The organism is Cupriavidus sp. BIS7, from assembly GCF_000292345.1.
GTDB lineage: Bacteria > Pseudomonadota > Gammaproteobacteria > Burkholderiales > Burkholderiaceae > Cupriavidus.
The window spans coordinates 124,350-137,514 of the sequence record NZ_ALOU01000016.1; the positions used below are offsets into that span (position 1 = coordinate 124,350).

13 protein-coding genes and 1 tRNA gene are annotated in these 13,165 nt (G+C 62.0%); all 14 read left to right on the forward strand.

Annotation, left to right across the window (positions count from 1 at the left end):
* Positions 1–118: 118 nt before the first annotated feature.
* The 14 genes from B552_RS0106135 (at position 119) to B552_RS0106200 (ending at position 13,156) form a co-directional block, all read left to right on the forward strand.
* Complete coding sequence (locus tag B552_RS0106135) at positions 119–772, forward strand: phosphatidylserine decarboxylase (RefSeq protein WP_019448128.1); 654 nt, start codon at positions 119–121, stop codon at positions 770–772.
* Between the two features lie 25 nt (positions 773–797).
* Entirely contained in the window at positions 798–1,691 is an 894-nt protein-coding gene (gene pssA, locus B552_RS0106140; protein WP_019448129.1) for a CDP-diacylglycerol--serine O-phosphatidyltransferase, read from the forward strand.
* A gap of 90 nt (positions 1,692–1,781) precedes the next feature.
* Positions 1,782–2,282: a peptidoglycan-binding protein LysM gene (lysM, locus tag B552_RS0106145; RefSeq protein WP_019448130.1), complete on the forward strand. Its 501-nt coding sequence runs from the start codon at positions 1,782–1,784 to the stop codon at positions 2,280–2,282.
* Positions 2,283–2,590: 308 nt separating this feature from the next.
* Positions 2,591–4,132 (forward strand): 2-isopropylmalate synthase, encoded by a 1,542-nt coding sequence (locus tag B552_RS0106150; protein WP_019448131.1) that lies wholly within the window; start codon positions 2,591–2,593, stop codon positions 4,130–4,132.
* Positions 4,133–4,424: 292 nt separating this feature from the next.
* The gene (locus B552_RS0106155; protein WP_019448132.1) at positions 4,425–5,708 is read left to right on the forward strand and encodes a branched-chain amino acid ABC transporter substrate-binding protein; all 1,284 of its coding nucleotides are present in this window, start codon (positions 4,425–4,427) and stop codon (positions 5,706–5,708) included.
* A gap of 166 nt (positions 5,709–5,874) precedes the next feature.
* Positions 5,875–6,138 (forward strand): 30S ribosomal protein S15, encoded by a 264-nt coding sequence (gene rpsO / locus B552_RS0106160; RefSeq protein ID WP_019448133.1) that lies wholly within the window; start codon positions 5,875–5,877, stop codon positions 6,136–6,138.
* A gap of 465 nt (positions 6,139–6,603) precedes the next feature.
* A complete protein-coding gene (gene pnp, locus B552_RS0106165) occupies positions 6,604–8,769 on the forward strand; it encodes a polyribonucleotide nucleotidyltransferase (protein WP_019448134.1) in 2,166 nt (721 codons plus the stop codon).
* A gap of 167 nt (positions 8,770–8,936) precedes the next feature.
* A complete protein-coding gene (locus B552_RS0106170) occupies positions 8,937–9,941 on the forward strand; it encodes an NAD(P)H-quinone oxidoreductase (RefSeq protein WP_019448135.1) in 1,005 nt (334 codons plus the stop codon).
* 152 nt (positions 9,942–10,093) lie between these two features.
* The gene (gene tpiA, locus B552_RS0106175; protein WP_026035380.1) at positions 10,094–10,831 is read left to right on the forward strand and encodes a triose-phosphate isomerase; all 738 of its coding nucleotides are present in this window, start codon (positions 10,094–10,096) and stop codon (positions 10,829–10,831) included.
* A gap of 50 nt (positions 10,832–10,881) precedes the next feature.
* Positions 10,882–11,250 carry a preprotein translocase subunit SecG gene (secG, locus tag B552_RS0106180; RefSeq protein WP_019448137.1) on the forward strand — a complete coding sequence of 123 codons (369 nt, stop codon included), beginning with the start codon at positions 10,882–10,884 and terminating at the stop codon, positions 11,248–11,250.
* A gap of 197 nt (positions 11,251–11,447) precedes the next feature.
* Positions 11,448–11,532, forward strand: a tRNA-Leu gene (locus B552_RS0106185).
* A 174-nt stretch (positions 11,533–11,706) separates the two neighbouring features.
* Positions 11,707–12,066: an NADH-quinone oxidoreductase subunit A gene (locus B552_RS0106190; protein ID WP_026035381.1), complete on the forward strand. Its 360-nt coding sequence runs from the start codon at positions 11,707–11,709 to the stop codon at positions 12,064–12,066.
* A 6-nt stretch (positions 12,067–12,072) separates the two neighbouring features.
* Positions 12,073–12,555 (forward strand): NADH-quinone oxidoreductase subunit B, encoded by a 483-nt coding sequence (locus B552_RS0106195; protein WP_008643342.1) that lies wholly within the window; start codon positions 12,073–12,075, stop codon positions 12,553–12,555.
* Between the two features lies 1 nt (position 12,556).
* The gene (locus B552_RS0106200; RefSeq protein WP_019448139.1) at positions 12,557–13,156 is read left to right on the forward strand and encodes an NADH-quinone oxidoreductase subunit C; all 600 of its coding nucleotides are present in this window, start codon (positions 12,557–12,559) and stop codon (positions 13,154–13,156) included.
* Positions 13,157–13,165 lie beyond the last annotated feature (9 nt).

The following is a 13,165-nucleotide window of genomic DNA, read 5'->3' on the forward strand; positions in this document are numbered from 1 at the left end:
CAGTGGCCTGATTTTTTCCATTTTTCGCGGCAATACACCCGACTGACACACCAGCGCGCACAATGTGTGTGGCGTGCCTGGCGCCTTGTCCTGGCGCGAACAACTAGACCTCTCTTGCATGAACTATCCTCATCCGCTGATCGCCCGTGAAGGCTGGCCGTTCCTGGCTGGCGCATTCATCATCTCGCTGCTGGTGCATGTCAGCGCGGGCTTCTGGTGGGCGTTGCCGCTGTGGATCATTACGATTTTCGTACTCCAGTTCTTCCGTGATCCGCCCCGGCCGATTCCGTCCGCGCCCAATGCGATCCTGGCGCCGGCCGACGGCCGCATCGTCGTGGTCGAGAAGACGCAGGACCCCTACGCCGGCCGCGAGGCGCTGAAGATCAGCGTGTTCATGAACGTGTTCAACGTGCACTCGAACCGCTCGTCGCTCGACGGCAAGGTCGAGAAGCTCGAATATTTTCCCGGCAAGTTCGTCAACGCCGATCTCGACAAGGCTTCGGTCGAGAACGAGCGCAATGCCGTGGTGATCCGCCGCGCGGCCGATGGCCAGGTTGTGACGCTGGTGCAGGTGGCCGGCCTGGTGGCACGCCGTATCCTCTGCTACACGAAGGTCGGTGAAACGCTCTCGCGCGGCCAGCGCTATGGCTTCATCCGTTTCGGCTCCCGCGTGGACGTGTACCTTCCGGTGGATGCCCGTCCGCGCGTGACGATCGGCGAGAAGGTCTCGGCCTCGTCGACCGTGCTGGCCGAGCTGGACGTTCAGGCGTAATCACCGTTGCGACAGGGGACACTGAATGGGTGCCTTCAACCGACGCAACAAGCGCGTCAATAATGGCAACGTGACGCACTTGCGTCCGTTCCGCCACAACCAGCTGCGCAACGATCCGGATTACGGTTCCGACGAGCACGATCTCGAGTACGTGCGTCCGCGCCGCCGCGGCATCTATCTGCTGCCCAACGCCTTTACCACTGCCGCACTGTTCGCGGGCTTCTTCGCGATCGTGCAGGCGATGAACATGCGTTTCGACGTGGCGGCCATTGCGATCTTCGCGGCGATGGTGCTCGACGGCATGGATGGCCGAGTGGCTCGTATCACGAATACGCAGAGCGCATTCGGCGAGCAGTACGATTCGCTGTCGGACATGACTTCGTTCGGCGTGGCGCCGGCCCTTGTCATGTACGAATGGATCCTGCATGACCTGGGCAAATGGGGCTGGATCGCCGCCTTCGTCTACTGCACCTGTGCAGCGTTGCGCCTGGCGCGCTTCAACGCCAATATCGGCGTGGTGGACAAGCGGTTCTTCCAGGGGCTGCCAAGCCCCGCCGCCGCAGCGCTGGTGGCTGGCTTTGTCTGGCTGGCAATCGACAACAAGCTGCCGGTCAAGGAGCTGTGGATGCCGTGGGTCGCGTTTGCGATCACGCTCTATGCGGGCCTGTCGATGGTGTCGAACGCACCGTTCTACAGCGGCAAGGCGCTGGACGTGCGCTATCGCGTGCCGTTCGGCATGATGGTGCTTGTGCTGGTGCTGTTCGTTGTGGTGTCGTCCGACCCGCCAGTCGCGCTGTTCGGCCTGTTCGTCGCGTATGCGATCTCGGGCTATCTGCTATGGGCCTGGCGTGCGCTGCACGGCCAACCCGCCGGTGTCAGCAAGACACGTGCGCCGGGAAATGGCTCAGGCGGCAACTGACCCTCGACAGGAACAAAAGCGCTTTCGGGCGCTTTTGTTTTTTTGTATTGTCTTTGCGTAGCATGTTCCACCCACCCTAAGGAGAACGTCATGGGTATGTTTGACTTCATCAAGGAAGCGGGAGAGAAGCTGTTCGGCAAGGGCGAGGCCAAGGCCGCACAGGATGCGGCCGCCGCGGACCCGTCTGACGACAAGGTTGACGCTGCCAACCGCGCAGCAGGCGATGCCATCGAGGCTTATATCGCGCAGATGGGCCTCACGGCCACGGGCCTGACCATCACCGTTGACGGGTCGCAGGGCAAGGTCACGGTATTCGGCGTGGCGCCGGACCAGCCGACGCGCGAAAAGATCATCCTGTGCTGCGGCAATGTCGAGGGCGTGGAATCGGTCGAGGACAAGATGTCGGTCAACGTCGAATCGGACGAATCCCAGTGGCACACGGTGGTGAAGGGCGACACGCTGTGGGCGATCTCGCAAGCCGCCTACGGCAACGGCGCGGTGTACAACAAGATCTTCGAGGCCAACCAGCCAATGCTGTCGAACCCAGACAAAATCTACCCCGGCCAGAAGCTGCGGATTCCGCCGCAGTAATCCGCGGACAAATCTCCGGAATGGTGCTGTTGCGCGCGCGCGCCAAACCGGATATAGTCGTCAACATGATTTCGCGCCAGACCCTAACCGCCCGCACCACCCTAGGTGGCCTACTAGGCCATCAGGTCGGGTCGCGCGCGCGCTAAGGGACACCAATCGCCTTAGCGCGGAATCACCAGGATTCTTTCGAACGCCCCGGCCTGCATCGTTGCACGCCGGGGCGTTTTGCATTCTGACGCGATTACCCGGCGGCAAGATTGAGATCGGGACAGCAAGGCACAACAGGGCATAGCCCAGGAGCTCCACAAATGTCTGACAAACTCATCATTTTCGACACCACCTTGCGTGACGGCGAGCAGTCCCCCGGCGCGTCCATGACCCGCGAAGAGAAGATTCGCATTGCGCGCCAGCTGGAACGCCTGAAGGTCGACGTGATCGAAGCTGGCTTTGCCGCGAGCTCCAATGGCGATTTCGAAGCGATCCGCTCGATTGCCCAGGTAGTCAAGGATTCGACGATCTGCTCGCTGGCCCGCGCCAACGACAAGGACATCGCCCGCGCCGCAGAGGCGCTCAAGCCGGCCAACTCGTTCCGTATTCACACGTTCATTGCCACGTCGGCGCTGCACATGGAGAAGAAGCTGCGCATGACGCCGGACCAGGTGTACGAACAGGCTCGCCTGGCCGTGCGCTTTGCCCGTCAGTTCACGGATGACATCGAGTTCTCGCCGGAAGACGGCAGCCGTTCGGACATGGACTTCCTGTGCCGCGTGCTCGAAGGCGTGATCGCCGAGGGCGCGACCACGATCAACCTGCCCGACACCGTGGGCTACGCCGTGCCGGAAGGTTATGCCGAACTGATCCGCTCGGTGCGCGAACGCATTCCGAACTCGGACAAGGCGATCTGGTCGGTGCATTGCCACAATGACCTCGGCATGGCAGTGGCAAACTCGCTGGCCGCGGTAAAGCTTGGCGGCGCGCGCCAGGTCGAGTGCACGATCAATGGTCTCGGCGAGCGTGCTGGCAATACGAGCCTGGAAGAAGTGGTGATGGCCGTGAAGACGCGCCGGGACTACTTCAACATGGATGTAGGCATCGACACGACCCAGATTGTGCCGGCATCGAAGCTTGTCTCGCAGATCACCGGCTTCGTGGTGCAGCCGAACAAGGCCGTGGTGGGCGCCAATGCATTCGCCCACGCGTCGGGTATCCATCAGGACGGCGTGCTCAAGGCTCGTGACACCTACGAGATCATGCGTGCGGAGGATGTGGGCTGGACCGCCAACAAGATCGTGCTGGGCAAGCTCTCGGGCCGCAATGCATTCAAGCAGCGCCTGCAGGAACTGGGCGTCGAGCTTGAAAGCGAAGCCGAGGTCAATGCCGCATTCACGCGCTTCAAGGAACTCGCCGACCAGAAGGCAGAGATTTTCGACGAAGACATCATGGCAATCGTCTCCGACGAAGAGCAGGAGAACGCCAACGAACACTACCGCTTCGTGTCGCTCTCGCAGCGCTCGGAAACCGGCGAGCGTCCGCATGCCCGCGTAGTGTTCAACATCGATGGTGCCGAGCAGACTGGCGAAGCAGAAGGCAATGGTCCGGTGGACGCCACGCTGCACGCGATCGAAGGCAAGGTCAACAGCGGCGCGGAACTGGTCCTGTATTCGGTGAACGCAATCACCGCCGGTACGCAGGCCCAGGGCGAAGTGACGGTTCGACTCTCCAGGGCCGGCCGTATCGTCAACGGCGTGGGTACCGACCCCGACATCGTCGCCGCTTCGGCCAAGGCCTACCTGGCCGCACTGAACAAGCTGCACGACAAGGCCGTGCAGAAGATCAACCCGCAGATCTGATCCCGAATCCTGCGATGCCGATGGCGGGGCTCACAAGGCCCTGACCGTCATGAAACGCCCGCCAGTTGCGTGTATCCCGCAACGGCGGGCGTTTTGTCATGCTGGGGATGCGACACACGGCGGTGTCGCCACACCGATCGATCCGTGCGAATGTCACGCATCTTTTTCGAATTCGTCCCAATGCCGCGCGAAATTCGATCAATCCTGCGCCATCTGCGGCGATTCAAGTCCATTGCCGGCGCATGCGCATCTGCCTTAACATCGCTCGCTTTGCGGGCAGATTGGAGCGGTGATGGCCGGTATTCGACGGAACGGGTGGCGTGTCTGGGCAGCAGCCGCGCTTTTTTGCGTGACGGCAATTGCACAGGCGCAGGGGCAGGCTGGTGCGCCGATCCGGCTCGGGATGATCGATGGCCTGTCCGGGCCGTTTGCCAATGCGGGGGAGGCCGTGGTGCGCAACCTGCGCATCGCCATCGAGCGAATCAATGCGCGCGGCGGCGTCAGGACTGCCGACGGCCCGCGCCCGCTGGAACTGGTGACATTCGATAGCAAGGGCAATGTCGACGAAAGCCTGATCCAGTTTCGCAGCCTGATCGACAAGCGCATTCCGTTCGTACTGCAAGGCAATAGCTCTGCCGTGGCCAGCGCACTGGTGGCGGCGGTCAACCGGCAAAACACGCGCCAGCCCGATGCCCGCGTGCTGTTCCTGAACTATTCGGCCGTCGACCCGACGCTGACCAATGAGAATTGCAGTTTCTGGCATTTCCGCTTCGATGCAAGCTCGGACATGCGCATGCAGGCGTTGACAGAGGCCATCCGCAGTGAACGCTCGGTGCGAAAGGTCTACCTGATCGACCAGGACTACAGCTTTGGCCACCAGGTAGCACGATCGGCGCGCGAAATGCTGGCGGCCAAGCGGCCCGATATCCAGATCGTCGGCGACGAATTCCATCCAATCGGCAAGATCAAGGACTTCGCACCGTATATCGCCAAGATCAAGGCCAGCGGTGCCGATGCGATCATCACCGGCAACTGGGGCAACGACCTGACGCTGATGGTCAAGGCCGCGCGCGAGGGCGGGCTCAATGCGCGCTTCTATACGTTCTATGGCAACGGGCTGGGCGCGCCTGCGGCGATGGGCGATGCGGGCGTTGGTCGGGTTCTCGCCGTGGCCGAGTGGCACCCGAACGTTGGCGGCGCGGCATCCGACGCGTTCTACCAGTCGTTCCGGGCGCGCTACCCGGACCCGAAGGATGACTACGTGCACCTGCGCATGCAGATGATGGTGGAGATGCTGGCGAGAGCCATCGAGCAGGCCGGTTCCACCGACGCCGTGGCCGTGGCCTATGCGCTCGAAAACATGCGCTACACCAACGAGTTTCACGATGCCACGGTGCGCGCCGACGATCATCAGGTCCTGCAGCCGCTCTATGTGTCCGTCATGGCGAAGCAGGGCGGCGACGTACGGTTCGACAACGAAGGCTCGGGCTACGGCTTTCGTACCGTAAAAAAGCTCAAGACCGCGCAAACCACATTGCCAACCACGTGCCGCATGGAGCGCCCGCCACGCAATTGAGGCAAGGTCACGGCCCGGGATTTCGCTGCGCGGAGGATTCGGCTATAATGCGCGGCTGTCGTCCGAAGGCCACCTGGCTGGCTGGCGACAGATGCCTCAAGTCATTCAGGCACGACGCAAGTGGCGCATCCCGCGCTGCAGCGTTCGCAAGTGAAAGGAAATCATCATGGCAATTGCCAACAAGTCCGAAGTCATCCAGAAGTTCGCCCGCGGCGCCAACGACACGGGTAGCCCCGAAGTCCAGGTTGCTCTGCTGACCACCCGCATCAACGAACTGACCCCGCACTTCAAGGCCAACATGAAGGATCACCACAGCCGCCGCGGTCTGCTGCGCATGGTGAGCCGTCGTCGTCGCCTGCTGGACTACCTCAAGGCCAGCGACGCCGACCGTTACCGCGCCCTGATCGAAGCCCTGGGCCTGCGCAAGTAAGGTCTGCGGATGGCAGCACGAATCCTGCGAAAGTTGTACAAGCACGATTTCACGTGAGGCCGCAATGCCTGCGTCAGCACCGCTGAGGCAGGCATTTTGCTTTTCTGGTCCGGCGTTTGATCGCGGGATTGGTACTTGATAGTGATGTTTGCTTCACTAAATGGCTGGGTGCTGGTACCCGGCACCGTTGCGCCATGTCGTGCGACGGAGTAAGTTACTTCGCTCTTTATCGCGCTCTCTAGCGCATTGACACCGGAGCCGGCGCCAAGGAATTGGGGTTTTGTGTCATTCCATCGCGTACTGCATCGTCCAGCACTGTCACGGATGGTGGCGCGATGGAATGGCATAGCACTTCCCTGAGACTGCGAACCCGGGTGCCTCCGGCAGTTCGCCTGCCGCTGCAAGCGCAGGCGTCGCCGACCGTGCATGTGTACGGCCGGCACGCATGAAATTCAAGGAACGCTCATGACCATGTTCAACAAGATCGTCAAGGAATTCCAGTGGGGCCAGCATACGGTCCGCATGGAAACCGGCGAAATCGCTCGCCAGGCGTCTGGCGCCGTGATCGTCGACGTGGAAGACACCGTGGTGCTGGCCACCGTGGTGGCAGCCAAGAGCCCTAAGGCGGGCCAGGACTTCTTCCCGCTGACCGTCGACTACATCGAAAAGACCTACGCAGCCGGCAAGATCCCCGGTGGCTTCTTCAAGCGTGAAGGCCGTCCGTCCGAGAACGAGACGCTGACTTCGCGCCTGATCGACCGTCCGCTGCGCCCGCTGTTCCCGGAAGGCTTCTACAACGACGTGCAGGTGGTGATCCACGTGCTGTCGATCAACCCGGAAGTCCCCGCTGACATCCCGGCGCTGATCGCCTCGTCGGCTGCGCTGGCCGTGTCGGGCATCCCGTTCAACGGTCCGGTGGGCGCCGCCCGCGTCGGCTACAAGGACGGCCAGTACCTGCTGAACCCGACCCGTTCGCAGATCGCCTCGTCGGATCTGGACCTGGTGGTTGCAGGTACGGAGCGTGCCGTGCTGATGGTGGAATCGGAAGCCAACCAGCTGTCGGAAGACGTGATGCTGGGCGCCGTGGTGTACGGTCACGAGCAGATGCAGATCGCGATCAACGCGATCCACGACCTCGTGCGCGAAGGTGGCAAGGCCGAGTGGGACTGGGCCCCGGCAGCCAAGAACGAAGCGCTGATCGCCAAGGTCACCGAGATCGGCCTGCCGCTGCTGCAGGAAACGTATCAGCTGCGCCAGAAGTCGGCCCGCAGCGCCAAGCTCAAGGAAGTCTACGCAACGGTGCAGGCCAAGCTGGCCGAAGCTGGCGTGGAAGCCGACAAGGTGGAAGTCGGCAACGTCCTGTTCGATCTGGAAGCCAAGATCGTGCGTGGCCAGATCCTGGCTGGCGAGCCGCGTATCGACGGCCGCGACACGCGTACCGTGCGCCCGATCGAAATCCGTTCGTCGGTGCTGCCGCGCGCGCACGGCTCGGCGCTGTTCACCCGTGGTGAAACGCAGGCCCTCGTGGTCGCCACGCTGGGCACCAAGAGCGACGAGCAGATCATCGACGCGCTGGCTGGCGAATACCGCGACCGCTTCATGCTCCACTACAACATGCCCCCGTTCGCCACCGGCGAAACCGGCCGCGTGGGTAGCCCGAAGCGTCGTGAAATCGGTCACGGCCGTCTGGCCAAGCGTGCACTGATCCCGGTGCTGCCGAAGGATGACGAGTTCGCTTACACGATCCGACTGGTGTCGGAAATCACCGAATCGAACGGCTCGTCGTCGATGGCCTCGGTGTGCGGCGGCTGCCTGGCACTGATGGACGCCGGCGTTCCGGTGAAGGCGCACGTGGCCGGCGTGGCCATGGGCCTGATCCTGGAAGGCAACAAGTTCGCAGTGCTGACCGACATCCTCGGTGACGAGGATCACCTCGGCGACATGGACTTCAAGGTTGCCGGTACCGATTCCGGTATCACCGCGCTGCAGATGGACATCAAGGTGCAGGGCATCACCAAGGAAATCATGCAGGTGGCACTGGCGCAAGCCCGTGAAGGCCGCATGCACATCCTGGGCGCGATGCAGGGTGCCATGGGCCATGCCCGCACCGAACTGTCGGCGCACGCACCGCGCATGATCACGATGAAGATCCATCCGGACAAGATTCGCGAAGTGATCGGCAAGGGCGGCTCGACGATCCAGGCGCTGACCAAGGAAACCGGCACGACCATCGACATCCAGGAAGACGGCACGATCACGATCGCGTCGACCTCGACCGATGGCATGGCCGAAGCCAAGCGTCGCATCGAAGGCATCACCGCGGAAGCCGAAGTGGGCAAGATCTACGCCGGCACCGTGCTGAAGCTGCTGGACTTTGGCGCCATCGTCAACATCCTGCCGGGCAAGGACGGTCTGCTGCATATCTCCGAGATCGTCAACGAGCGCGTCAAGGACATCAAGGACTGGCTCAAGGAAGGTCAGCAGGTTCGCGTGAAGCTGATCCAGGCTGACGAGAAGGGTCGTCTGCGTCTGTCGCTGAAGGCTGCGCTGGCCGAAGAGGGTGGCAGCATCAGCCCGATCGTGCACGGCGACGCACCGGCTGCTCCGGCATCGCCCGAACAGCAGCAGTAAGCTGACGGTAAGCGCGGGGTAACCGCGTAGTACCCAAAAAAAGCGGCTGGCGATGTCCAGCCGCTTTTTTGTTTACACTGCCGGACAGTTTCTGAATCCGGGTTGCGCGCGGTACGCAGCTTCGCTGCCACGCGCGATGCAATGCGCGACATTAATGAGGAGTCATCATGAAAGCCATCGAGATCCGTGAATACGGCGCCCCCGAAGTTCTGCAGGAAACGCAGCGTCCCGATCCGGAGCCGAAGGCCGGTGAGATCCTCATTCGTGTCGCCGCTTCCGGCATCAATCGTCCCGATGTGTTCCAGCGCACGGGCAACTATCCGGTGCCTCCCGGTGCTTCCGATTTGCCGGGGTTGGAGGTGGCGGGCGTGGTGGTTGGCGGCGACTTGTCGAATCCGGCAAATCGTTTCGGCCTGAAGCAGGGCGACCGTGTCTGTGCGCTGGTGCAGGGCGGCGGTTACGCTGAACTGTGCACGGCGCCGATCGAACAATGCCTGCCGGTGCCTGCGGGCCTGAGCGATATCGAGGCTGCCGCACTGCCCGAGACGTTCTTCACGGTGTGGAGCAACGTGTTCGACCGTGGGCAACTTGGCAAGGGGCCGCGCGGCGCAGCCGAAACGCTGCTGATCCAGGGTGGTTCAAGCGGCATCGGCACCACGGCCATTCAGATTGCAAAGGCAATGGGCTTCAAGGTGTTCGTGACTGCGGGCAGCGATGACAAGTGCAAGGCGTGCGAGGCATTGGGCGCCGATCGCGCGATCAACTACAAGACGCAGGACTTCGTGGCCGAGGTCAAGGCACTGACCGAGGGCAAGGGCGTCGACGTGATTCTCGACATGGTGGCGGGTTCCTATCTGGCGCGCGAACTGTCGTGCATCGCCGATGACGGCCGCATCGTGATCATCGCGCTGCTTGGTGGCGCCAAGGCGGAGATCCCGCTCGGCGATATCCTGCGTCGGCGCATCACGATCACGGGTTCGACGTTGCGTCCGCGTCCGGCGTCGTTCAAGGGTGCCATTGCAGCAGCGCTGCACCAGAATGTCTGGCCGCTGCTGGCATCGGGCAAGATCAAGCCGGTGATCCATACGGTGTTCCCGGCTGCACAGGCTGCAGACGCGCATCGGCTCATGGAATCGAGCGAGCATGTTGGCAAGATCGTCCTGACCTGGTGATTGGGCAGGCGCATCGCAGATTCTGACGTGCCTGACGTGCCGGTGGCCCTTTCAGTGGCGCTTCGATCGCTGGCCGTCTGCGTTTTCCGCCCGCGCTGGCGGTCCCCCTTGCGCCACGCTACAATAGCGGGTTTGATTTGAGGGGGACCCTTGTGAGACAAAAGCTGGTCATCGGCAACTGGAAGATGCACGGCAGCCTGGCCGCCAATGCGGCCCTGTTGGAGGGCATCAAGGCCGCACCCGCACGCGCGAAGCTGGCGGTCTGCGCGCCGTTCCCGTATCTCGCCCAGTGCCAGACGCTGCTGACAGGGTCTCAGATTGCCTGGGGCGCACAGGATGTGTCGGCCGAGGCGCGTGGCGCCTTCACCGGTGAGGTGGCGGCATCGATGCTCGGAGAGTTTGGCTGCGGCTACGTGCTGGTCGGTCACTCGGAGCGCCGCACCTACCATGGCGAAACCGATGCGGCAGTGGCCACCAAGGCATTGCGCGCCCTGGAATTCGGCATCGTTCCGGTGGTGTGTGTCGGTGAAACACTGGCCGAGCGCGAAGCCGGTCAGACCGAGGCTGTCGTGGGCCGCCAGTTGCAGGTGGTGCTCGATGCGCTCTCTATCGAGCAACTTGGACACATTGTGCTTGCCTATGAGCCCGTCTGGGCAATCGGCACGGGCAAAACCGCCACGAGCGCCCAGGCGCAGGAAGTGCATGCTGCGCTGCGTGCCCGCGTGGCTGCGAAGGACGCCGGCGTGGCGGCACGCATGGCCATTTTGTACGGCGGCAGCGTCAAGCCTGATAATGCCGTCGAGCTGTTTTCCATGTCCGATATCGACGGGGGGCTGATTGGTGGCGCCTCGCTGAAAGCGGATGATTTCCTCGCGATCGGCAACGCCTGAATGCCGGATGCGACTGTCTGATCAGGCAAGTTCGAAACGAATTTAACCAAATGGCAATCTTCAAGACTTTGTTGGTAATCGTGCAGGTTCTGTCCGCGCTCGGCGTGATCGGTCTTGTCCTGCTGCAGCACGGCAAAGGTGCCGATGTCGGTGCGGCGTTCGGATCGGGTGCCTCCGGCAGTCTGTTCGGTGCCTCGGGCTCGGCAAACTTCCTTTCTCGTACCACCGCTGTCCTGGCTGCACTGTTCTTCTGCAGCACGCTGGGTCTCACGCTGCTTGGCAACTACAAGCAGTCGGCATCGCTGGGTGTGATGGGCGCCGCGCAACAGCAGTCGGCCCCGGCCGCCGCCGCGCCGGCATCCGCCCCTGCTGCAGCCGCTGCGGCCTCGGCTCCGGCTGCGCCGGCAGTGCCCAAGTAATTGCAATAATTGAACAGTGTGTTCATGGATTCCTGATTTTATTTGCAGTTGTGCATTGAACAAATCAGGAATCCTAGTTAGAATGCAGGGCTTGAAACGATTCCCCAGCGACGGGGCGAAAGTCAGAGGACATACTCCTCGGCGGACGTTCCGGAGGGTGTAAAAACCCGGCGCAAGGCAACATTGTTTCTCCCCCAGCCGACGTGGTGAAATTGGTAGACACGCTATCTTGAGGGGGTAGTGGCGAAAGCTGTGCGAGTTCGAGTCTCGCCGTCGGCACCAAACAACTTGATCGGAAGATCGTGTCGCACCTGTGTCATGCACGGGATGCAACATGACTTTCCGGCAGTCCGCAAGGCGGCGCCGTAGCTATGACGGGATGGCGCTTGGGGTGGGCAACAGGACGCCGCTTCAGCTGGTGCTGTTGACAACATTCCAGATAAGGCTGGCCGTATCTTGACTCTCGAAGCCTACTTCCCCGTCCTCATCTTCATCCTCTTTGGAGTCGTGCTCGGTGTAGCACTGATGTCCATTGGTCGGATTCTCGGTCCCAATAAGCCTGACGCAGCGAAGCTGTCGCCGTACGAGTGCGGCTTCGAAGCATTCGAGGATGCGCGCATGAAGTTCGACGTGCGCTACTACCTCATCGCCATTCTCTTTATCCTGTTCGATCTCGAAACTGCCTTCCTGTTTCCGTGGGGCGTAGCCCTCAAGGACATCGGTTGGCCGGGATTCATCGCCATGGGCGTGTTTCTGCTGGAATTCATCGTGGGCTTCGTCTACATCTGGAAAAAGGGCGCGCTCGATTGGGAGTGATGTGAAATGGCAATCGAAGGCGTTCTCAACGAAGGCTTTGTCACGACGACCGCTGACAAGCTGATCAACTGGACCCGCACGGGTTCCCTGTGGCCCATGACGTTCGGTCTGGCCTGCTGTGCAGTGGAAATGATGCACGCCGGCGCCGCGCGTTACGACATGGACCGTTTCGGCGTGATCTTCCGCCCGTCGCCGCGTCAGTCCGACGTGATGATCGTGGCCGGTACGCTGTGCAACAAGATGGCCCCCGCGCTGCGCAAGGTCTATGACCAGATGGCAGAGCCACGCTGGGTGATCTCGATGGGCTCGTGTGCCAACGGCGGCGGCTACTATCACTACTCGTATTCGGTGGTGCGTGGCTGCGACCGCATCGTGCCGGTCGACATCTATGTTCCGGGCTGCCCGCCGACAGCGGAAGCGCTGATCTATGGCGTGATCCAGCTCCAGAACAAGATCAAGCGTACCAACACCATCGCGCGCAAGGGCTGACATGGCGAACCTGGATACCCTCAAGGCTGCGCTCGAGAAAGTCCTCGGCAAGCGCGTCCAGAATCTGATCGAGGCCACCGGCGAGCTGACGCTGATCGTCAAGGCTGACGATTACCTCGAAGTCGCGCGCCTGCTGCGCGACGATCCCTCGCTGCGTTTCGAACAACTCCTCGACCTGTGCGGCGTGGATTATTCCGACTACGGCGATGGCACCTGGGACGGCCCGCGTTTCGCCGCTGTCTCGCAACTGCTGTCGGTCACGCACAACTGGCGTCTGCGCCTGCGTGCATTTGCGCCGGACGATGATTTCCCGGTGCTCCCGTCGGTCCTCAATATCTGGAACTCGGTGAACTGGTTCGAGCGCGAAGCGTTCGACTTCTACGGCATCGTGTTTGAAGGCCACCCGGACCTGCGCCGAATCCTGACTGACTACGGTTTTGTCGGCCATCCGTTCCGCAAGGATTTCCCAGTCTCGGGCTACGTCGAAATGCGTTACGACCCGGAACAGAAGCGGGTCATCTACCAGCCGGTGACGATCGATCCGCGCGAAATCACGCCGCGCGTGATTCGCGAGGAAAACTACGGCGGCACGCAGCACTGAGAACCGCGT